22 protein-coding genes are annotated in these 20,400 nt (G+C 76.1%); 5 read left to right on the top strand and 17 right to left on the bottom strand.

The features are described from left to right. Positions 1-65 precede the first annotated feature (65 nt). Positions 66-1,742 carry an alkaline phosphatase D family protein gene (locus ACI794_RS01960; RefSeq protein ID WP_456615565.1) on the top strand — a complete coding sequence of 559 codons (1,677 nt, stop codon included), beginning with the start codon at positions 66-68 and terminating at the stop codon, positions 1,740-1,742. 12 nt (positions 1,743-1,754) lie between these two features. After that, a complete protein-coding gene (locus ACI794_RS01955; protein ID WP_456603186.1) occupies positions 1,755-2,555 on the top strand; it encodes an endonuclease/exonuclease/phosphatase family protein in 801 nt (266 codons plus the stop codon). 60 nt (positions 2,556-2,615) lie between these two features. Here the strand turns inward: ACI794_RS01955 and smc are convergent, their stop codons facing one another. The 12 genes from smc to ACI794_RS01895 all read right to left on the bottom strand — a co-directional run bounded on the left by smc (position 2,616) and on the right by ACI794_RS01895 (position 15,037). Then, complete coding sequence (gene smc, locus ACI794_RS01950) at positions 2,616-6,182, bottom strand: chromosome segregation protein SMC (RefSeq protein WP_456615564.1); 3,567 nt, start codon at positions 6,180-6,182, stop codon at positions 2,616-2,618. Positions 6,183-6,325: 143 nt separating this feature from the next. Beyond that, positions 6,326-6,517 (bottom strand): hypothetical protein, encoded by a 192-nt coding sequence (locus tag ACI794_RS01945; protein WP_091933638.1) that lies wholly within the window; start codon positions 6,515-6,517, stop codon positions 6,326-6,328. A 151-nt stretch (positions 6,518-6,668) separates the two neighbouring features. Beyond that, positions 6,669-6,938, bottom strand: a complete 270-nt coding sequence (locus ACI794_RS01940; RefSeq protein ID WP_456579066.1) for an acylphosphatase — start codon at positions 6,936-6,938, stop codon at positions 6,669-6,671. Next, positions 6,935-7,813, bottom strand: a complete 879-nt coding sequence (gene mutM / locus ACI794_RS01935) for a bifunctional DNA-formamidopyrimidine glycosylase/DNA-(apurinic or apyrimidinic site) lyase (protein ID WP_456615563.1) — start codon at positions 7,811-7,813, stop codon at positions 6,935-6,937. Before mutM ends, ACI794_RS01940 begins: the two co-directional genes overlap by 4 nt. Before the next feature lie 4 nt (positions 7,814-7,817). Further along, complete coding sequence (rnc, locus tag ACI794_RS01930) at positions 7,818-8,555, bottom strand: ribonuclease III (RefSeq protein ID WP_456603183.1); 738 nt, start codon at positions 8,553-8,555, stop codon at positions 7,818-7,820. Positions 8,556-8,617: 62 nt separating this feature from the next. Next, positions 8,618-8,797 (bottom strand): 50S ribosomal protein L32, encoded by a 180-nt coding sequence (gene rpmF, locus ACI794_RS01925; protein WP_014377519.1) that lies wholly within the window; start codon positions 8,795-8,797, stop codon positions 8,618-8,620. Between the two features lies 1 nt (position 8,798). Then, a complete protein-coding gene (locus ACI794_RS01920) occupies positions 8,799-9,425 on the bottom strand; it encodes a YceD family protein (RefSeq protein ID WP_456579069.1) in 627 nt (208 codons plus the stop codon). A gap of 112 nt (positions 9,426-9,537) precedes the next feature. Beyond that, complete coding sequence (locus tag ACI794_RS01915; RefSeq protein ID WP_456603182.1) at positions 9,538-10,218, bottom strand: hypothetical protein; 681 nt, start codon at positions 10,216-10,218, stop codon at positions 9,538-9,540. Next, on the bottom strand, positions 10,215-10,700 hold the full coding sequence (coaD, locus tag ACI794_RS01910; protein WP_456579071.1) for a pantetheine-phosphate adenylyltransferase: 486 nt from the start codon (positions 10,698-10,700) through the stop codon (positions 10,215-10,217). Before coaD ends, ACI794_RS01915 begins: the two co-directional genes overlap by 4 nt. Next, positions 10,697-11,251, bottom strand: a complete 555-nt coding sequence (gene rsmD / locus ACI794_RS01905) for a 16S rRNA (guanine(966)-N(2))-methyltransferase RsmD (protein WP_456603181.1) — start codon at positions 11,249-11,251, stop codon at positions 10,697-10,699. The genes coaD and rsmD overlap by 4 nt, the downstream gene beginning before the upstream one ends. After that, positions 11,248-13,431, bottom strand: coding sequence for an ATP-dependent DNA helicase RecG (gene recG / locus ACI794_RS01900; protein ID WP_456603180.1), 2,184 nt, complete (start codon positions 13,429-13,431; stop codon positions 11,248-11,250). The genes rsmD and recG overlap by 4 nt, the downstream gene beginning before the upstream one ends. Before the next feature lie 7 nt (positions 13,432-13,438). Then, the gene (locus tag ACI794_RS01895; RefSeq protein ID WP_456603179.1) at positions 13,439-15,037 is read right to left on the bottom strand and encodes a DAK2 domain-containing protein; all 1,599 of its coding nucleotides are present in this window, start codon (positions 15,035-15,037) and stop codon (positions 13,439-13,441) included. A 185-nt stretch (positions 15,038-15,222) separates the two neighbouring features. Here ACI794_RS01895 and rpmB point away from each other — a divergent pair, with 185 nt between their 5' ends. Continuing rightward, positions 15,223-15,414 carry a 50S ribosomal protein L28 gene (rpmB, locus tag ACI794_RS01890; protein WP_305999814.1) on the top strand — a complete coding sequence of 64 codons (192 nt, stop codon included), beginning with the start codon at positions 15,223-15,225 and terminating at the stop codon, positions 15,412-15,414. A gap of 78 nt (positions 15,415-15,492) precedes the next feature. Here rpmB and ACI794_RS01885 read toward each other — a convergent pair whose 3' ends face one another. From ACI794_RS01885 to ACI794_RS01875, 3 genes are read right to left on the bottom strand one after another with little or no spacing between them, the layout of a single operon-like run. Beyond that, positions 15,493-16,119 (bottom strand): cytidylate kinase-like family protein, encoded by a 627-nt coding sequence (locus tag ACI794_RS01885; protein WP_456579075.1) that lies wholly within the window; start codon positions 16,117-16,119, stop codon positions 15,493-15,495. After that, on the bottom strand, positions 16,107-16,631 hold the full coding sequence (locus ACI794_RS01880) for a GNAT family N-acetyltransferase (RefSeq protein WP_456603178.1): 525 nt from the start codon (positions 16,629-16,631) through the stop codon (positions 16,107-16,109). The genes ACI794_RS01885 and ACI794_RS01880 overlap by 13 nt, the downstream gene beginning before the upstream one ends. Next, positions 16,615-17,655, bottom strand: a complete 1,041-nt coding sequence (locus tag ACI794_RS01875; RefSeq protein ID WP_456603177.1) for a thiamine-phosphate kinase — start codon at positions 17,653-17,655, stop codon at positions 16,615-16,617. The genes ACI794_RS01880 and ACI794_RS01875 overlap by 17 nt, the downstream gene beginning before the upstream one ends. A gap of 92 nt (positions 17,656-17,747) precedes the next feature. On the opposite strand from ACI794_RS01875, the gene ACI794_RS01870 reads away from it, so the two are divergent. Together ACI794_RS01870 and ACI794_RS01865 are read left to right on the top strand one after the other, a co-directional pair. Continuing rightward, a complete protein-coding gene (locus ACI794_RS01870) occupies positions 17,748-17,981 on the top strand; it encodes an Lrp/AsnC ligand binding domain-containing protein (protein ID WP_236824589.1) in 234 nt (77 codons plus the stop codon). An 11-nt stretch (positions 17,982-17,992) separates the two neighbouring features. Further along, entirely contained in the window at positions 17,993-18,553 is a 561-nt protein-coding gene (locus ACI794_RS01865) for a DUF3515 domain-containing protein (protein WP_456615562.1), read from the top strand. Between the two features lie 14 nt (positions 18,554-18,567). On the opposite strand, the gene ACI794_RS01860 is transcribed toward ACI794_RS01865, so the two are convergent. Both ACI794_RS01860 and ACI794_RS01855 read right to left on the bottom strand, forming a co-directional pair. Beyond that, the gene (locus ACI794_RS01860) at positions 18,568-19,167 is read right to left on the bottom strand and encodes a hypothetical protein (protein ID WP_456603175.1); all 600 of its coding nucleotides are present in this window, start codon (positions 19,165-19,167) and stop codon (positions 18,568-18,570) included. Positions 19,168-19,238: 71 nt separating this feature from the next. Next, positions 19,239-20,375, bottom strand: a complete 1,137-nt coding sequence (locus ACI794_RS01855) for a D-alanine--D-alanine ligase family protein (RefSeq protein WP_456603174.1) — start codon at positions 20,373-20,375, stop codon at positions 19,239-19,241. Positions 20,376-20,400: the final 25 nt, after the last annotated feature.

Raw genomic sequence — 20,400 nt, 5'->3', positions numbered from 1 at the left:
GCCCGCGGAGCACCTCCGGCACGGCGGGTCCCCGCAGGCACGGGCCGATGCGCCAGGCTGTGCCCATGCCGCCGCCCGCCTCGTCCTCCCCCGCCCTCGTGCTGGGCCCCCTCCTGCGGCACGTGGACCCGGTCTCGGCCACCGTCTGGGTGGAGACCGACCGGCCGTGCGAGGTCGACGTCCTGGGCCGGACGGCCCGCACTTTCTGCGTCGGCAGCCACCACTACGCCCTGGTGCTGGTGGAGGAGCTCGAGCCGGGCAGCACGACCCCCTACGAGGTGCGTCTCGACGGCGACCTCGTCTGGCCGCCGGCCGCCTCGGAGTTCCCGGCCAGCCGGATCCGGACGCCCGGCGGGCCGGGTGCGTTCCGGCTGGCCTTCGGCTCCTGCCGCTACGCCAGCCCGGGCACCGTCGAGGCGTCCGAAGGGATCCCACCGGACGCCCTCGACCTCTACGCCGGCCGGGTGGCGGGCCTGCCGGAGGACCGGTGGCCCGACGCGCTGGTGCTCCTGGGCGACCAGGTGTACGCCGACGAGCTCACCACGCACACGAAGTCGCTGCTGCACCGCCGGCGCGATGCGCGCACCACCGGCGGCCGCGGACCGGACGACCAGGTCGCGGACTTCGAGGAGTACACCCGGCTGTACTACGAGTCCTGGCAGGACCCCCGGGTGCGGTGGCTGCTGTCGACGATCCCGTCCTCGATGATCTTCGACGACCACGAGATGATCGACGACTGGAACACCTCCGCGGCCTGGCGGGCCACGGCCTCGCAGGAACCCTGGTGGCGCGGGCGGATCACCGGCGGTCTGGTCAGCTACTGGATCTACCAGCACCTGGGCAACCTCAGCCCGCAAGAGCTGGCCGAGAACAAGACCTGGCAGGCGATCCAGGACCTGAGCGCCGACGACCCCACCCGGGACGCCCAGCCGATGCTCCGCGAGATGGCGGAGCTGGCGGACGCGGAACCGGCGACGATCCGGTGGAGCTTCGTGCGGCACTGGGGCGACGCCCGGCTGATCATGGTCGACACCCGGGCCGGCCGGGTCCTCGCGGAGCAGCACCGCCGCATGCTCGACGAGGACGAGTTCGCCTGGGTCGAGGCCGCCATGCGCCGCGCCGTGCACGAGGGCGTGGAGCACCTGATCATCGGCACCTCGCTGCCCTGGTTACTGCCGCACGCGATCCACAACGTGGAGCGCTGGAACGAGACGCTCAACGTTCGGCACCACGGCCGCTGGCGAGGAAGGATCGCCGAAGGGATCCGGCAGGCCGCCGACCTGGAGCACTGGTCGGCGTTCGGGCACTCCTTCGAGCGGCTCGGTGCGGCGCTGACCGCGGTCGCCCGAGGCGATCACGGCCGGGCCCCCGCGACCGCTCTCGTCCTCTCCGGCGACGTCCACCACGCCTACGCGGCCGAGCTGGTGCGCCCCGGCGGGCTCCGGGCCCGCGTGCACCAGCTCACCGTCTCCCCGCTGCACAACCAGGCGCCCCACCCCGTCCGCATCGGTTTCAAGATCGGCTGGAGCCGGGCGGCGCGCCGGTGGACCGAACGCCTGGCGCGACTGGTGGAGGCAGAACCCACCGGCCTCGAGTGGGAGAAGCAGGCCGGCCCCTACTTCGGCAACCAGATCGGCGAGCTGGTGCTCGACGGCCGGGAGGCCCGCTTCGTGCTGTCGGTGAGCGAGCGGGGCGCCACCACGCTGAGCCAGGTCCTGGACGCGCCGCTGTCGAGCGCCTGAGAGGGTGAGGAGGTGACGAAGCCGGCCCCCGGTCCCGACCAGCCGCCGATCCCGGTCCGCCTGGTCACCTTCAACACCCACCACGGCGTGGGCGCCGACGAGCGCCACGACCTGCCCCGGCTGGCCACGCTCCTGGCCTCGGTGGACGCCGACGTCATCTGCCTGCAGGAGGTGGACCGCCACTTCGGCGCGCGCAGCGAGGACGTCGACCAGGCGCTCCTGCTGTCCCGGGCACTGGACATGCAGCTGGCCTGGGGGCCGGCCATCGACGAGCAGCGGCCGGGCGACCAGCCGCCTCGGCAGTACGGCAACGCACTGCTCTCGCGGCTGCCGATCCTGATCAGCGACGTCCACCGACTGCCGGGGAGCGGTGAGCCGCGCAGCGCGCTGCGGACCATGGTCGAGCTCGACGGCGGGGCGCTGTGGATCACCGCGACGCACCTCACCACGCGTTCGGCCGAGGAGCGCGGGGCACAGGTGGCGACGCTGGCGGCGCTGCACACCGACTCGATGGAGACCGGCGTGCTGGTCGGCGACTTCAACGCCGCGCCCGACGCCCCGGAGCTCGACGCGCTGCGCCAGCGGTTCACCGACGCCTGGCGGCTGGCGCGGGCCCGTGACGACCAGGCCGGCTGGCGGTTCTGGCAGTCCGACGCCGGTCACACCCACCCGGCGCGGTCGCCGCACCGGCGCATCGACCAGGTGTGGGTCTCGCCGGGGGTCGCCGTCGCCGGGGCGCACGTCCTCGACGGCGGGGGCGCCTCGGACCACCTGCCCGTGGTCGTCGACCTCGAAGTCCGCTCGGGCGTCTGAGAAAGGACCCTGCTGCCTCCACCGCTCGCACGCTCGCGGCGGCCCCCTGCAGCAGGGCCGTCAGGCGGTGGCGAGCTCGCGCAGCCGCTGGCTGATGACGCCGGTGATCCCGTCGCCGCGCATGCTCACCCCGTAGAGGGCGTCCGCGATCTCCATCGTCCGCTTCTGGTGCGTGATGATGATCAGCTGCGACGTCGACCGGAGCTGCTCCACGAGCACCAGCAGCCGGCCGAGGTTGACGTCGTCGAGCGCCGCCTCGACCTCGTCGAGCACGTAGAAGGGCGAGGGGCGGGCGCGGAAGATCGCCACGAGCATCGCGACCGCCGTCAGCGACCGCTCCCCGCCCGAGAGCAGCGACAGCCGCTTGACCTTCTTGCCCGGCGGCCGCGCCTCCACCTCGACGCCGGTCGTGAGCATGTTCTCCGGGTCGGTGAGCACCAGCCGCCCCGAGCCGCCCGGGAAGAGGGTGGCGAAGACCTGCTCGAACTCGCGCGCCACGTCGGCGAACGCCGCGGCGAAGACGTCGTGGATGCGGCCGTCGACCTCGCGCACGACGGTCAGCAGGTCCTTGCGGGTGGTCTTGAGGTCCTCGAGCTGGGTGGCGAGGAAGGTGTGGCGCTCCTCCAGCGCCGCGAACTCCTCGAGGGCCAGCGGGTTCACCTTGCCCAGCGTCGCGAGGTCGCGCTCGGCCCGGGCCACCCGCCGCTCCTGGACGGCGCGGTCGTAGGGCACCGGGTCCGGTGCCGGCTCCCCCGCCGCCTCGGCCTCGGCCACCTGCTGCGGCGAGGGCGGCACGGCCGCGGCGGGCCCGTACTCGCCGATCAGCGTGGGCAGGTCGACGCCGAACTCCTCGGCCGCCCGGGTCTCCAGCGACTCGATGCGGTAGCGCTGCTCGGTGCGCGCCACCTCGTCGCGGTGCACCTCGTCGGTGAGCCGGTCGAGCTCCGCTGTCGCCGCACGCACCCGGCTGCGCACCTCCAGCAGCTCGGCCTCGGCACCGCTGCGCGACGACGCCAGCGCATCCCGCTCCGCGGCTGCGCGGGCCAGCGAGCGCTCCAGGGCAGCGCTCGCCACCCCGGCGTCCCGCCGCACCGCGTCGGCGACCGCGGCCCCCCGCTGGCGGGCGACCCGGGCGGCCGCGGCGCGGTCGCGGGCCGCCCGCTCCTGCCGCGCCTGCCGGCGCAGCGACTCGGCCCGGCCCTGCAGCGCCCGCGCCCGCTCCTCGGCGGTGCGGACGGCGAGACGGGCCTCGGTCTCGGCCTGCCGGGCGGCGGCCACCTCGACGCGCAGCCGGTCGCGCTCCTCCGTCGGCGGCTCCTCCGCGACGGGCGCGGCCTCGGCGTCGGCGAGCTGCTGCTCCAGGCGGGTCAGCGAGCCCTGCGCCTGCTCCAGGGCCTGCTCCGCCCGCACCCGCGCGGCCAGCGACCGCTCGGCCTCCGAGGCGGCGGAGCGCGCCGCGGCGCCGAGCTCGGCCAGCGCCGCCGCCTCGGCCGAGCGGGTGCGGTCGGCGGCCTGGCGCGCGGCCAGCGCCTCCTCGACCGCGGCCGAGCGCGCCCGGGCCTCCTGCCGTGCCGCGGCCAGCTGGTCGGCGAGCTCGGCGGCCCGGGCCGACGCGGCGGCGAGCTCGGTCCCGGCCTCGTCCACGCGGGCCCGCAGCTCGAGGTTCGAGGGCGCGTCGGTCTGCCCACCCAGCGCCCAGTCCGCGCCGAGCAGGTCGCCGGTGGCGGTGACCGCCCGCACCCGGGGGTGGGTGCGCACGAGGGCGACAGCCGCGTCCAGGTCGGGTACGAGCGCCACCCGCTCGAGCGCGCGGGCCAGGGCCGGGCGCAGCTCCTCGGGGGCGCGCACGGCGTCCAGGGCCCACCGCGCGCCGGCCGGCAGCTCCGGCCAGCCGTCCCGCGGGACCGGCGGCAGTCCCCCGGTCACCAGCAGCCCGGCCCGCCCGCCGTCGGTCCGCGTCAGGTGGTCCAGCGCCGCGGCGGCCTCGGCGACGCCCGCGACGACGACGGCCTCCGCCATCCCGCCCAGCGCGGCCGCGACGGCGACCTCGTCACCGGGGGCGACGGCGAGCTGCTCGGTCACCGGGCCCAGGACGCCCGGCAGCCCGGCGCCGAGCACCGCGGCCGCGCCGTCGGCGGGCGTGAGCCCGAGGGCCAGGGCGTCGCGGCGGGCCTGCCAGGACGCGCGGTCGCGCTCGGCGGCCCGTTCGGCCTCGGCCAGCTCGGTCACCCGGCGGGCGGCGGCGGTGTGCCCGGCCACGGCGTCCTCGTGAGCGGCGACCAGCGCGAGGTCGGTGTCCTCCTGGCCGGCGACCTGCCCGCGCCGATCGGCCAGCCGGTCGGCGGCGGTCTCGGCGCGGTCGGCGGCCTCGGCGGCGGCGACGGAGAGCCGCTCGATCTCCGCCTCGCCGGCGTGCACCCGGGACCGAGCGGCCGCGACCTGCCCGGAGAGCCGGGCGAGGCCCTCGCGGCGGTCGGCGAGCGCGCGGGCGGCGGCGACCCAGGCCTTCTCGGCGGCGGCGAGCGCCGTCTCCAGCTCCGCCCGGCCGGCCACGACCGCGGCGAGGCGCTCCCGCTCGGCCGCCAGCCCGGCGGCCAGCTCGGCCTCGGTGGCGGCCACCCGGTCGGCCTCGGCGTCGAGCTGGTCGGGGTCGCGCCCGGTGGCGGCGGAGGGGGCCGCGGCGGAGAGGTGCCGGTGCCGCTCGGCGGCGAGCTGGGCGACGCTCCGGAACCGCTCCCCGAGCGCGGAGAGCCGGTACCAGGTGTCCGAGGCGGCCTGCAGCCGCGGCGCGCTCGCCGCGAGCGAGCTCTCCAGCTCGCCCTCCCGGCGGGAGACGGCGGAGAGCTCGCGCTCGACGACGGCGCGCCGCTGGCGGGCCGCGGTCTCGTCGGCGACGTCCCGGTCGAGGGCGTCGCGCAGCTGCACCAGGTCGTCGGCGAGCAGCCGGAGCCGGGCGTCGCGCAGGTCGGCCTGCACGCCGGCGGCCCGCCGGGCGACCTCGGCCTGCCGGCCCAGCGGCTTGAGCTGGCGCCGCAGCTCGGCGGTGAGGTCGGCCAGCCGGTCGAGGTTGGCCTGCATCCCGTCGAGCTTGCGGAGCGCCTTCTCCTTGCGCTTGCGGTGCTTGAGGACGCCGGCGGCCTCCTCGATGAACGCGCGCCGGTCCTCGGGGCGGCCGGAGAGCACCGCGTCCAGCTGTCCCTGGCCGACGATGACGTGCATCTCGCGGCCGATGCCGGAGTCGCTGAGCAGCTCCTGGACGTCGAGCAGCCGCACCTTGTCGCCGTTGATCTCGTACTCGCTCTCGCCGGAGCGGTACATGCGGCGGGTGATCGACACCTCGGTGTACTCGATCGGCAGCGCGCCGTCTGCGTTGTCGATCGTGAGCGTCACCTCGGCCCGGCCGAGCGCCGGGCGGCCGGCGGTGCCGGCGAAGATGACGTCCTCCATCTTTCCGCCCCGCAGGCTCTTCGCGCCCTGCTCGCCGAGGACCCAGGAGATGGCGTCGACGACGTTGGACTTGCCCGACCCGTTGGGGCCGACGACGGCGGTGATGCCGGGCTCCAGCCGGAGCGTGGTGGCGGACGCGAAGGACTTGAAGCCCTTGAGCGTCAGGCTGGAGAGGTGCACGGGACGTGGACTCTAGCCCGTGTCTCCGCAGGACAGGGGGGCCGCGGGGCCGGTGGTGCGCCTGTGGACGATCGGTTCAGGATGCGGCCCCCTTCCGGGCACCGCCCCGAGCGTGCGAGGGGTGGGGAGAAGGGGGTCCTTCCTCAGGCGAGCGCGGGCTCGGCGGTGTCGCCCGCCAGCGAGAGCAGCTCGTGCGCGATGGCGGCGTCGCGCTGGGCACGCAGCTCGGCGAGCTCGTGCTCGAGCCGCTGCACCCGGGCCCGCAGGGCGGCGTTCTCCTCGGCTACCCGGAGTTCCACGGGGGTGACGACCGAACCGAACAGGGCCTTGGCCATGGCTGTGACGGCCTTTCGAGAGAGCGAGAGGGTGTGCCCGGCGCCCCGGTGGACGGTCGGCGCGGGCTGGATGTTCCCAGGGTGACAGCCCCCGACACGCAGGTCAACGGCGCGGGGGCAGGGCTCCCGTGTCGGGGGGATGTCGTCTTCGTCACGCCGTGGTGAAGCCCGACATCCCCCGCGCCGGCCCGGTGCGGACGTCGACGTCGGTCACCCGCCCCGGGGCGTCCGGCCCGTCGAGGGCGGCGACGAGGTCGCGCACGGCCTGCTCGGGGCCCTCGGCGACGACCTCGACCCGGCCGTCCGGCAGGTTGCGCGCGACCCCGGCGAGGCCGGCCTCGCGCGCCAGCCCACGCACGAACCAGCGGTAGCCGACGCCCTGGACACGGCCGGAGACCAGCACCTCGACCCGGACGGTCACGCCCGTCGCGCTCTCGGCCGGGGCTGGCACACGGGGCAGCTGTAGCTCGAGCGGTTCATGAACGACTCCCGGCGGATGGGGGTTCCGCAGCGGGGGCAGGGCCGGTCCTCCTGCCCGTAGACGGCGAGGAAGCGGGAGAAGTAGCCGCTCTGCCCGTTGACGTCGACGTAGAGGGAGTCGAACGAGGTGCCGCCCTGCGCGAGGGCCTCCCCGAGCACGTCGCGCACGCCGTCGAGCAGGTCGGCCACCTGGGCCCGGGTGAGCCGGTCGGTGGGGCGGGCGCCGTGCAGGCGCGCCCGCCACAGCGCCTCGTCGGCGTAGATGTTGCCCACCCCGCCGATGAGCGTCTGGTCCAGCAGAGCGCGCTTGACCTCGGTGCGGCGCCGGCGCAGCGCGGCGGTGAAGGCGTCGACGTCGAAGGAGCCGTCCAGCGGGTCGATGGCGATGTGCGCCAGCCGCGGCGGCACCCCGCCGTCCGCCGGCGTGTCCTCGACCGCCAGGCCCCCGAAGGTGCGCTGGTCGACGAAGCGCAGCTCGCGGCCGCGGTCGGTGAAGGTGAAGCGGGCCCGCAGGTGGGTCTCGTCGGGCGCCGACGGCTTCTCGACGAGGAGCTGCCCGCTCATCCCGAGGTGGCCGACCAGCGCCCGGCCCGAGGGGGTCCCGTCCGCCTCGGCCAGCGGCAGCCACAGGTACTTCCCGCGGCGGTGCGCGGCGGTGAAGGTGCGGCCGGTGATCGCCTGCACGAAGTGGTCGGCGCCCTCCAGGTGCCGGCGGACCGCCCGCGGGTGGTGCACCTCGACGGCGGCCACGGTCCGCCCGGTCACCCACTGGTCCAGACCCCGGCGCACCACCTCGACCTCGGGCAGCTCGGGCACCGGCCTACTCCTCCGAGAGCGAGCGCCAGGCGGCCTCGGCGGCCTCCTGCTCGGCGGCCTTCTTCGTGCGGCCCGCCCCCTCCCCGCGGACGGTGCCGGCGAGCAGCACCGCGGCGCGGAAGGTCTTGGCGTGGTCGGGACCGTCGTCGTCCACCTGGTAGACCGGCGCGCCCAGCCCCTGCGCCGCACCGAGCTCCTGCAGGCTCGTCTTCCAGTCCAGGCCGGCGCCTCGGGTGGCCGACTCGACCAGCAGCGGGTCGAACAGCCGGTGCACGATCGCCGCGGCCGTGTCCAGCCCGCAGCCCAGGTGCAGCGCCCCGATGAGGGCCTCGAGCGCGTCGGCGAGGATCGAGTCCTTGTCGCGGCCGCCGGTGGTCTCCTCGCCGCGGCCGAGCAGCAGGTGCGGGCCGAGCCCGCCGTCGCCGAGCCGCCGGGCGACCCGGGCCAGCGAGGTCATGTTCACCACGGAGGCACGCAGCTTGGCCAGCTGGCCCTCGGGGAGGTCCGGCTGGCTGCGGTAGAGCTCGTCGGTGACCACCAGCCCGAGCACCGAGTCGCCGAGGAACTCCAGGCGCTCGTTGGTCGGCAGGCCGCCGTTCTCGTAGGCGAAGGACCGGTGGGTCAGCGCCAGCGGCAGCAGGCCCCCGGGCAGCGCGACGCCGAGGGCGTCGAACAGCCAGGTGGCTGCCCGCTCGGCGTGCTCGGCGCCACCCGGAGGCGCCGCGGGGACGCGACCGTCCACGGCATCCCGGTCAGGATGCGGAGCGGCGGCCGGCGTCCCCATGGCGGTACGGGTGCGGGAGGTCAGACCGACAGGACCTGGCGGCCGTCGTACTGCCCGCAGGTGGGGCACGCCTGGTGCGGGGGCTTGAGCTCACCGCAGGCGCGGTTGGGGCACGGCGACAGGGTCGGCGCGGTGGCCTTCCACTGCGACCGGCGCATGCGGGTGTTGGCCCGCGACATCTTCCGCTTCGGAACGGCCACGTCAGTTCTCCTCTGGGGTGGTGGATTCGCCGGGGGTGCCCGGCGAGGAAGCGAATCGCTCCGCGAGGGCCGCCCACCGGGGGTCGGTCACCTCGTGGGTGTGGTCCTCGGGCAGGTCGTCGACCCGCTGGCCGCAGCCGACGCAGAGGCCGCCGCAGTCCTCCGTGCAGACCGGCGAGAGCGGGAGGCTCAGGACGATGGTGTCCCGCGCCAGCGGCTCGAGGTCGAGGAAGTCGCCCTCGACCCGGCGCACCTCGTCCTCCTCGCTGGTGGCCTCGGTGGTGCTGCCCGCGTAGGCGTACAGCTCCTGGACGTCCAGCGTGAGGGTGTCCTCGAGCGGCTCGAGGCAGCGGGCGCACGAGCCGACGACGGGGACCTCCAGGTCACCGGAGACCAGCACGCCCTCCATGACCGACTCCAGCCGCAGCTGCAGGTGCACCTCGGCGCCGCCCGGGACGCGGATCAGCTCCAGCCCCCAGCCCTCGGGGGCCGGTGCGGTGCGGTCCAGCTCGTGCAGGCTCCCCGGGCGGCGGCCCAGCTCGCGCAGGTCGACCTTCCAGGGGTTGGCCGAGGGGCGCCGGTCCTCGGGGGAGGCGGCGCCGGGGCGGTTCGGGGAAGCGGCAGGCATGTCAGTACTCGCGGTCGGGTGCGGGAGGGGTGGGCGACCGGGCGGGAGCCGACGGTCGGGCCGGTGGTCGAGACTACCCGATCCTCCCGGGACCCCCACCGTGCGGAAGGTCTCAGCCGTCTCGCAGGGTGCTGCGGGCCTTGTCCACGGAGCGGAGCATGCGCTCCAGGGTCGTCCCGAACTCGGCGAGCCGGGTGTCGACGTACTCGTCGACCTCCGCCCGCATCCGCGCTGCCTCGGCGTGCGACTGCTCGCCGAGCTCGTCGGCGCGGGTGACCGCGGAGCGGTAGACCTCGGTCTCGGTGATGAGCCGCTCGTGCTCGGCCTGGGCTTCGGCGAGGAGGGCGGCCCGGTGCTGCCGGCCGTCGGCGACGAGAGCCTCGGCCTCGGCCTCGGCCTCCAGCAGGATCTGCTCGGCGTCGGCCTGGGCCTGGGCCAGGAGCTCGTCGCGCTGCCGCCGGGCCGTGCCGACGATCTCGTCCCGCTGGCGTCGGGCCTGCACGAGGAGCTGCTCGCTGTCCGCGCGGGTCCGCCCGGTGAGGCGCTCGGCCTCGGCCTGGGCCTGCTGCAGGATCTCGGTCCGCTGCTCGACGATCGCGCCGGCGGCCTGCACGTCCTCGGGCAGCGACTCCCGGAGGTCGTCGAGCAGGTCGAGCACGAGGTCGCGGGGCACCATGCAGGAGCTCGACATCGGCACGCTGCGGGCGTTCTCGATGACCGTGGTGAGCTCGTCCACCGTCTCGTAGAGCCGGTAGACCACCTCGGTGGTGTGACCGCGCCCGGGCCGGGTCACGAGCGCCCCTCCCGGGCCCGCTCGCGCAGCCGGTCGTCGACGGCCTTGGGCACCAGCCGGGAGACGTCCCCGCCGAACGTGGCGATCTGCTTGACCAGGCTCGAGGAGAGGTGCCCCACCTGCGGGGCGGTCGGTACGAACAGCGTCTCGACGGCCGCCAGCTCGCGGTTCATCTGCGCCATCTGCAGCTCGTACTCGAAGTCGCTGACCGCCCGCAGCCCCTTGACGATCACCGGGATGTCGTGGCTGCGGCAGTAGTCGACCAGCAGCCCCTGGAAGCTGTCCACGCGCACGTTGGGCAGGTCGGCGACCGCATCCCGGAGCAGGTCCATCCGCTCGTCGACGGAGAAGAGCCCCGCCTTGCCCGGGTTCACCAGCACGGCCACGACCAGTTCGTCGTAGAGCCCGGCGGCCCGGTTGATGACGTCGACGTGCCCGTTGGTCACCGGGTCGAAGGAACCTGGGCAGACGGCACGCCTCACGGACGCCGACCGTACCGGAGCACGGCCTCGCCGTAGCGCCGCTCGCGCAGACCGTGCAGGGGTGTCGGCCAGTCCCACGCCCGTTCCCGGCTGGGCCGCTCGACCACGACGACCCCGCCAGGGGTCAGCCACTCCCCCGTGACCAGGGCCCGGAGCACCTCGTGGACCTCCTCTGCCGGCGTCTCGTAGGGCGGGTCGGCGAGGACGACGTCGAACGCCTGCGGCGCCGGGCCGGCGACGACGGCGGGCACGGAGCCGGCGACCACCCGCCCGCCGGGCAGCCCGATCGCCGCCAGGTTGGCCCGCAGCACGGGCAGCACCCTCGGGCCCTGCTCGACGAAGACCGCGGTGGCCGCGCCGCGGGAGAGCGCCTCGAGGCCCAGGGCACCGGAGCCGGCGTAGAGGTCGAGGACCGCAGCCCCCTCGAGGTCGACCAGCGAGCCCAGGGAGTTGAAGAGCGCCCCGCGCGCCTTGTCCCCGGTGGGCCGGACACCCGCCTGCGGGACGGTGAGGCGCCGGCCGCCGGCCAGCCCCGCGATGATCCTGGTCACGCCTTCTCGAGCCACTCGGCGCGCTCGTCGCTGGCCAGGGCCGCGACCTCGGCGGCGAGCCCCGGGTGGTCGGCGAGACCGCGCTCGGTCGCCAGCAGCGCCGTCGCCTCCGCCCGCGCCTCGGCGATGAGCTCCTCGTCCGCCAGGAGGGAGAGCAGCTTGATGGTCGAGCGGCGGCCGGACTGCGCGGCGCCGAGGACGTCGCCCTCCCGCCGGGTCTCCAGGTCCAGCCGGGCGAGCTCGAAGCCGTCGGAGGTCGAGGCGACCGCGGACAGCCGCTGCCCGGTCGGCGACGACGTCGGGGCGTCGCTGACCAGCAGGCACAGCCCGGCGTGCTTCCCGCGGGCGACGCGGCCGCGCAGCTGGTGCAGCTGGCTGACGCCGAAGCGGTCGGCGTCCATCACGACCATGACCGTGGCGTTGGGCACGTCGACCCCGACCTCGACCACGGTGGTCGCCACCAGCACGTCGGTCTCCCCCGCGGCGAAGGCGCGCATGACGCCGTCCTTCTCCTCGGGGGTCATCCGCCCGTGCAGCACGTCCAGCCGCAGGCCGGCCAGCGGACCGGCGCGCAGCGCTTCGGCGACGTCGAGGACGGCGAGCGGGGGCCGGCGGTCGCTGCGCCCCTCCTCGGGCGGCGCGCCGTCGGCGTCCCCGGGCTGGTCGTCGGAGCCGGGGACGTCGCCGATCCGGGGGCAGACCACGTAGGCCTGCCGGCCGGCGGCGACCTCCTCGCGCAGCCGCGCCCAGGCCCGGTCGAGCCAGCCGGGCTTCTCCACGACCGGCACCACCGAGCTCGTGACGCCGCCACGCCCGCTGGGCAGCTGCCGCAGCGTGGAGATCTCCAGGTCGCCGTAGACGGTCATGGCGACGGTGCGCGGGATGGGCGTCGCCGTCATGACGAGCACGTGCGGGGGCCGGCTCCCCTTGGCCCGCAGCGCGTCGCGCTGCTCGACGCCGAAGCGGTGCTGCTCGTCGACGACGACGAGGCCGAGGTCGGCGAACTCCACGCCCTCCTGCAGTAGCGCGTGCGTGCCGACGACGATGCCGGCCCGCCCCTCGGCCACCTCGGCGCGGGCCTCGCGGCGCGCCGCGGCCTTGAGCGAGCCGGTGAGCAGGGTGACGCGGGTGCCGGCGGGGTCGCCGTCGATCTCCCCGGCACGGCCGAGCGGGCCGAGCAGGGCCCGGATGCCGCGGGCGTGCTGGGCGGCGAGCACCTCGGTGGGCGCGAGCAGTGCGGCCTGGCCCCCGGCGTCCACCACCTGGGCCATCGCGCGGAGGGCGACGACGGTCTTGCCCGACCCCACCTCGCCCTGGAGGAGCCGGTGCATCGGCTGGTCGCGGTCCAGCTCGGCGGCCAGCTCCTCCCCCACGGCCCGCTGGCCGTCGGTGAGCGCGAACGGCAGGGCGGCGTCGACGGCGTCGAGCAGCCCGCCGGCCTTGGGAGGACGGGCGGTGCCCGGCTCCAGCGCGGCGGCCCGGCGCCGGGCGGCGAGGGTGAGCTGCAGGGTGAGCGCCTCGTCCCACTTCAGCCGGTGCTCGGCGCGCTCGACGTCCTGGCTGGTGGTCGGGCGGTGGATGTCGAGCAGCGCCGCCGGCAGCGACAGCAGGCCGTGCCGGGCGCGGATCTCGTCGGGAAGCGGGTCGGTGACCAGGTCGGCGAGGTTGCCCGCCCCGCCGAGCAGCAGCTTGACCGACTTCTGGATCACCCAGCTCGAGACATCCTTGCTCGCCGGGTAGATCGGCACGAGCTCGCGAGCCCAGTCGTCGTCGTCATCGTCGCCGCTGAGCAGGTGCATGTCGGGGTGGGTGAACTGCAGCTTGCCCTGGTAGGTGCCGACGGTGCCGGCGAACATGCCCCACACCCCGGGCGCGAGGCGGGCGTGCCGGTGGCTGAAGAAGACCAGCTTCATGGTGCTGGCGCCGTCGCCCACGGTGACCTCGGTGAGGGTGCCGCGGCGCTGCCGCATCGGCCGGGTGCTGACCGTCTTCACCTGGGCGAGCACCGTCACCCGGTCGCCGGGCTGCAGGTCGTCGAGCCGGGCCATCTCGCCGCGCCGGGCGTAGCGGCGCGGGTAGTGGCGCAGCAGGTGGCGCACCGTGTGCAGGCCCAGCTGCTCGGCCATCCCGGTGGCGGTCTTCGGCCCGAGCACCTTCGCCAGCGGGGTCTCCAGCGTCACCGCCACCTCACTCGACCCCGATCTGCAGGGGCAGCGAGCCGGGACCGCCGCCGTAGCGCACCACCTCGACGGTCGGGTGCGCCGACGAGAGGTGGGCGCAGACCGCGTCGCCGAGCACCTCGTCGGGGCCGACGACCAGGGTGGCCATCTCCCCGCCCGCGGAGAGCAGCCGGTCCAGCAGGTCGCAGGCGACGGCGGCGAGCTCGGCGCCGATGACGACGACGTCACCCTCCGCGGAGCCGAGCACGTCACCGGGGTGGCAGCGACCCGCGGAGGTGAGCGCCTCCTGGTCGGCGACGGAGAGCTCGGCCCACCGGGTCGCGGCGGCGGCCTCGGCCATGGCGATGACGTCGTCGCCGAAGCGCCGCTGCGGATCGGCGACGGCCACCGCGGCCAGCCCCTGCACCGGCGAGCGGGTGGGCACCACGGCGACCTCCCGGCCGGCCTCCCGCGCCCGCTCGGCCGCCAGGGAGGCGACGGCGTGCAGGCCGGCGTCGTTCGGGAGGACCACCACCTCCTGGGCAGCGGCCGCGACGATCTGGTCGTAGACCTCGTCCTCGGTGATCCCGCCGGCGTCGCAGACGACGACGCGGACCCCCTCGGCGCGGAAGAGCTCGGCCAGCCCGTCGCTGTGCACCGCCGCGACGACCGCCCGCACGCCGTGCACCGGCGCCGCCGGGGGCACCGGCGCGAGCGGGCTGACCGTGATGCGGTGCGGGCGGCCCGCCTCGATGCCCGCCTCGATGGCGGCGCCGACGTCGGAGACGTGCACGTGGACGTTCCACTCCCGGCCGGTCGGGGTGTCGACGCCCACGATGACGAGGCTGTCGCCGAGCTCGGCCAGCCGCTCGTGGAGGCGGGCGACCGACCCCTCGTCGGCGTCGGCGAGGAGGTACTGCACCTCGCTGCCCGGCCCTGGCGGCGGCTGGTGCGGCGTGTGGAGGTGGTCGTGCGGGCCGTGCGTGCGGCGGGCCAGGGCCGGCCGCACCGGCTGGATGCCGGTGACCGTGCGCACGAGGGAGTCCAGGACGAGGGACAGCCCGGCGCCGCCGGCGTCGACGACGCCGGCCTCGCGCAGCGCGGCCAGCTGGTCGGGGGTGCCCTCCAGGGCGCGGTGGGCGCCGTCGGCCGCGGCCCCGACGACGTCGGCGAGCGCCGTGCGACCCGCGTCGACGGCGGCCACGGCGGCCTCCCCGGCGGCCCGGGCCACCGTGAGGAAGGTGCCCTCCTCGGGGTCGGCGACGGCGGTGTAGGCGCTCTCGGCGGCCTTGCGCAGCGCGGCGGCGAGGACCGGGCCGTCGGCCGGGGGCTGGTCTGCGAGCTGGTCGGCCAGCCCGCGCAGCAGCTGCGCCAGGATGGTGCCGGAGTTGCCACGGGCGGAGAGCACCGCGCCGCGGGCCACGACGGCCCACGTCGACTCGCCCGGCGCCGCCTCGTCCAGCGCGGCCTGCGCGCCCTCGGCGGTGTGCAGGAGGTTGGTGCCGGTGTCCCCGTCGGGCACGGGGAAGACGTTGAGGTCGTCGAGCCGCCCCCGGAAGTCGGACAGCGCCTCGACCGCGGCGCGGCACCACTGACCGACCGCGGCGTCGTCCAGCGCCGTCAGCACGGGAGCAGGCTACCCACCGGCACCGACACCGCCCGGCTCCGCGAGCCCCGGGACCGCCCGCGCGGGCCCCGCCGGGAGGGGGCTGCGGCATCCGCCGCGGAGAGCGGTTAGACTGCTGGACGGTCTTGATGCGGGTGCTGCCTTGCCCCGCCGTCTGTGAACGATTCTTCTGGGAGTGATCCACCGTGGCTGCCGTGTGCGATGTGTGTGGCAAGGGCCCCGGTTTCGGTATGTCGGTGTCGCACTCGCACCGCCGCACGCCGCGCCGTTGGAACCCGAACATCCAGTCCGTGCGGGCGCTGATCGCCCCCGGCAACCGTCGCCGGATCAACGCGTGCACGTCGTGCATCCGCGCCGGCAAGGTCGCCCGCGCGTGACGCAGGCCCCCTGAGGGGGCGCGAGACATCGAGGAGCCCCGGAGGTCACCGACCTCCGGGGCTCCTCGCGTGCGCGCCTCAGCCCCCGATGCCCCGCCCGCGCGCGGCGGTCACCACGAGGTCCACGACGGTCTCCACCGGGAACGCGGTCGCGTCCACCACCAGGTGGTAGAGGCGGGGATCGGCCGGGTCGCGGCGGTAGAAGTGCCGGACGTAGGCCTCGCGCGCGCGGTCGTTGGCCGCCATCTCCCGGGCCACCTCCTCGCGGGGCCGCCACGACCGGGCCACCGCCGCGGCCAGCCGCCGCTCCCGCGGCCCGTCCAGCCGGACGTGCAGCGCGTCGGCGCGGTCGGCCAGCACGACCATCGCAGCCCGGCCGAGCACCACGCCGCCGTCGCCGGCCGCGATCTCGGCCAGGATCCGCTCGGTCTGGTCGCGGTAGGCCCGTGTGTCGGGCAGCGGCGCCCCCGGCACCACCCCGCCCACCGGGTCGGGCATGGTGCCCAGCGACGCGACGAGCCGCCACAGCCCGCGCACCACCGTCTCGTCGTTGGCCTCGGCCTCCTCGAGCGGTACCCCCAGCCGCCCGGCCACCTGGGCGGGGATCGCGCGGTCGTGGAACGGCAGCCCGAGCCGCGCGGCGACCGCGGGCGCCACCTCCGCCCCCGCGGCGCCGTAGGGCGCCGAGATCGTCACGACGCCCATGTCGGCTCCTCCGCGTGCACGGGCAGCTCCTTGCCGAGGAAGACGGCCTCCGGCGAGCAGGCGTACACCCCGTAGCCGGGGACCGGCGCATAGCCGAGCTCCCGGTACAGCGCGACCGCCTCCGGCTGCCGCTGCCCGGTGTTGAGGACCACGGTGCGGTGCCCGGCACGGGCAGCCGAGGCCTCCAGCTCCGCCATCAGCACCTGGGCCAGCCCCCGCCGGCGGAACCCCGGCGCGACGTAGACCCGCTTGATCTCCGCACCACCCGGCGGGTAGGCCCGCCACGCGCCGCACCCGGCCGGCTCCCCCGCCACCTCGGCGACCAGGAACAGCCCGGCCGGCGGGCGGAACTCCCCCGGGTCGACGACTGCCTCGTCGCGGCCGCCGTACCGCGTCACGTACTCCTGCTGCACCTGTTCCACCAGGAGCTGCGCCAGGGGGTCCTCGTAGGGCAGCGGCCGCAGGCGCACCGCCGCGCCGTCCCGAAGCTCCCGCTCAGCCGAAGTGCGCATGCCCCGCCCTCTCCGCTCCCACGGCGGCCAGCACGTCGGCGGCCGTGACCCCGTCCACCCGCACGTCCGGCCCGCGCTTCCCCGGCCGCACCACCCCGATCGGCGTCCACCCCGCGGGCAGCGCCACCTTCCGCGGGAACGTGGCCAGCAGGGCGTGGTCCTCCCCACCGGTGAGCACCCACGCCATCGGGTCCACCCCCAGCGCCGAGCCGACCTGCTGGAGCGGGCCCACCGGCTCCAGGCACGCCCGCACCAACGCCGCGCGGTCCAGGTCGAGGACGACCCCGCTGGCCTCCGCGATGTGCCCGGCGTCGGCGAGCAGGCCGTCGCTCACGTCGCACATCGCGGTGGCGCCCGCATCGGCCGCCACCTGCCCGGCCGCGTACGGCGGCGTGGGGCGCCGGTGCGCCGACACCACCGCCAGCGGGCTGCTGAACCCGCGGCGCAGCACCGCCAGCCCGGCCGCCGACCACCCCAGCCGCCCGGCCAGCGCGACGACGTCCCCGGGCCGGGCGCCCGAGCGCAGCACCGGCGCCCGCCCACCGAGGTCGCCCAGGGCGGTCACCGACAGGACGACGGCGGTGCTGCCGGGGGCGGCCGCCACGGTGTCCCCGCCGACGACGGCGGCCCCCTGCGGTGCGCACTCGTCGGCCAGCCCCGTGGCGACCCCCTCCAGCCAGCTGGTGGGCGTCTCCGGCGGGCAGGCCAGCCCCACCACGAGCGCCGTCGTCCGGGCGCCCATCGCCGCGACGTCGGCCAGGTTGGCCGCGGCCGCCTTGTGCCCGATGTCCTCGGCCGAGGACCAGTCCCGCCGGAAGTGCCGGCCCTCCACCAGCACGTCGGTGGTGGCCACGACCCGGCGGTCCGGGGTGCGCACGACGGCGGCGTCGTCGCCGGGTCCGACCTCGGCGGCCGCCGCGGTGCCAGACCGGGCCAGCACCCGGGCGATGACGCCGAACTCGCCGACGACCCGCACGGTGTCGGCCGGATCGCCGCGCGGGACCAGGGGGCGGGGTCGGCTCATCGATGCTCTCCAGTCGCTGCGGTAGGTTGCCGACGAGTCCGCCAGCCGGCGGGGACGACGTCTCGGCACTGTTGCCGGAGGAAGGATCTCCCGTGGTCCACGCCTACATCCTCATCCAGACCGAAGTCGGCAAGGCGGCCCAGGTCGCCAAGACGATCAGCGAGATCAGCGGCGTCACGAAGGCCGAGGACGTCACCGGCCCGTACGACGTGATCGTGCGCGCCGAGGCCGACACCGTCGACGAGCTCGGCCGGCTCGTGGTCGCCCGGGTGCAGTCGGTCGACGGCATCACCCGGACGCTGACCTGCCCGGTCGTCAACATCTGAGCGCTCCCCCCGTGGACCCGCTCCGCCGGGCCGCGATCCTGATCACGGCGGTCACCCTCCCGGTGGTGATCGCGCTCGTCGTGCTGGTCAACCTGCGCGGCGGCGAGATCCCGCCGGAGTCCGAAGGCCCGGCCGCCGTCGACGGGGTCACGCCGGTCCGCCCCGAGGACCTCCCGACGCTCGAACTCGACAGCCCGGAACTCGGCCCCGAGGCCGAGGAGTCCTGCACCCCGCTGATGAGCAACCTGCCGCTGGAGCTGGCCGGCGAGCCCTCGCGCCGGGTGCGCTCCGAACGCGCCAACGTCTACGCCTGGGGCGAGCCGCCCGTGGTGCTGACCTGCGGCGTCGAGCGGCCGGCCGGGTGGACCGTCGGGGCGTCCGCCATCCAGATCAACGGCGTGCAGTGGCACGTCGACACCAGCGACCCCGAGGCGACGGTGTGGACGGCGGTGGACCGCCCCGTCTACGTCGAGGTGCGGCTGCCCCCCGGCGTCGACAGCGCCCCCGTCACGGCGCTCACCGTGCCGCTGGCCGAGGCCCTCCCCTACCAGGAGCCCGTGCCCGGTCCCTGAGCGCCCGCGCCTGCTCACGCCGGCGGCAGCAGCGCCAGCTGCTCCTCGAGGACGGCGCCGACCTCCCGCACCGCCTCGGGGACCGACCCGGCCACGGACGTCACCGACACGCTGAACACGCCGTGCCAGCACCACGCGAACGCCGCCGGGTCGGTCAGCCCGGCGTCCGGCACGGGGGTCTCCACGGTCAGCAGGCGGCAGTTCGCCGGCAGCTCGGGCGGGTCCACGCTGAGGACGCCGCCGTAGAGGTCGGCGTCGTTGCGGGCCAGGGCCTCGGCGTAGGCGCCGGCGCCGGCCCGCTGCTCGAACTGGTCGACGAACAGGCCGGTCATGGGGCCGGACTCCCGCCCCCAGAAGCGCTCCCACCCGTACCGGTAGCCGTAGTCGGCGAGCACCGCCATCTCGCGCTCCGGGTCCGGCGCGTAGGCGGCGACGTCCTCGAGCCGCTTCTCCCCGGCCGGCGGCTCGAGCTCGTCGTCGGGGAGTCGCGGCAGCCCGGAGGGCACCTCCTCGACGAGGAGCTCCTCCAGCTCCGCCGGTGCGGAGGGTCGGTCGGAGGCCGGGGCGGCGGTGGCGACGCCGTCGACCGCGCGCCCGCAGGCAGCGAGGAGCAAGGCGGCCAGGAGGAGGCCCGGGGCGATCCGGTGACCGGTGGCGCCTCCGCCACGGCCCGGCCGCCCGGCCCTCACCGGCCCGGCCGCGCGCCGCCGGCGAGCGCCCCGCTCACCAGGCGGTCCACCAGCTCGCCGAAGTCGACCCCGGTGGCGCCCCACATGCGGGCGAACATCGAGATCGGCGTGAACCCGGGCATGGTGTTGACCTCGTTGATCACCAGGCGGTCCGCGCCGTCCGGGCCGGTGCCGAGGAAGAAGTCGACGCGGGCCAGCCCGCGGCAGTCCAGCGCCAGGTAGGCGCGGCGCGCGGTGTCCTGGACGGCGGCGAGCTGCTCGGCGGTGAGGTCGGCCGGGATGTCGAACTCCGCGGCGTCGTCGAGGTACTTCGCGGCGAAGTCGTACCAGTCCACCCCCGGCCGCAGCCGGATCTCGGCGGGCAGGCTCGCCTCGGGCAGGCCCGAGCCGCGCGCGGCGAGCACGCCGCACTCGATCTCACGGCCGGGGACGGCGGCCTCGACGATCACCTTCGGGTCCACCGCGGCGGCCGCCGCGACCGCCGCCGGGAACTGCGCCCAGTCGGTGACCTTGCTGATGCCGATGCTCGAGCCGGCGCGCGCGGGCTTCACGAAGACCGGCAGGCCGAGTCGCTCGCGCTGTGCCTCGGAGAGCAGGACGGGGTCCGCGCAGACCGCGCCGTGCTCGTCGCGCAGGACGACGTGGTCACCCTGGGGCAGGCCCGCCGCGGCGAGGAGCTTCTTGGTGAACTCCTTGTCCATGGAGGCGGCGCTGGCGAACACCCCCGAGCCCACGTACGGCAGCCCGGTCATCTCCAGCAGGCCCTGGACGGTGCCGTCCTCGCCGAAGGCCCCGTGCAGGACGGGGAAGACGACGTCGACCTCGGTGAGCGCCCGACCGACCGCGGCGCCGGGCTGGAGGACGGCCAGTCCCCGGGCCTCGGGGTCGCCGACGAGGGAGACCGCCGTCCCCCCGGTGACCTCGGGCAGCGCGCCGTCGGTGAGCGCCAGCCGCTGGCCGGGGTCGGGCAGCACCCAGCGCCCGTCCTTCGCGATGCCGACCGGGACCACCTCGTAGCGCTCCGGGTCCAGCGCGGCCATGACGCTGCCGGCGGAGATGCAGGAGATGGCGTGCTCCTCGCTCCGCCCGCCGAAGACGACGGCCACACGCACCCTGCCCTGCTGTCCGCTCATCGACGCGACCCTAACCGAGGCCCCG

This window comes from Blastococcus sp. SYSU DS0541, assembly GCF_054050875.1.
Note: the sequence above shows the minus strand (reverse complement) of the source record. Positions and strands in the feature narration are given on the sequence as shown.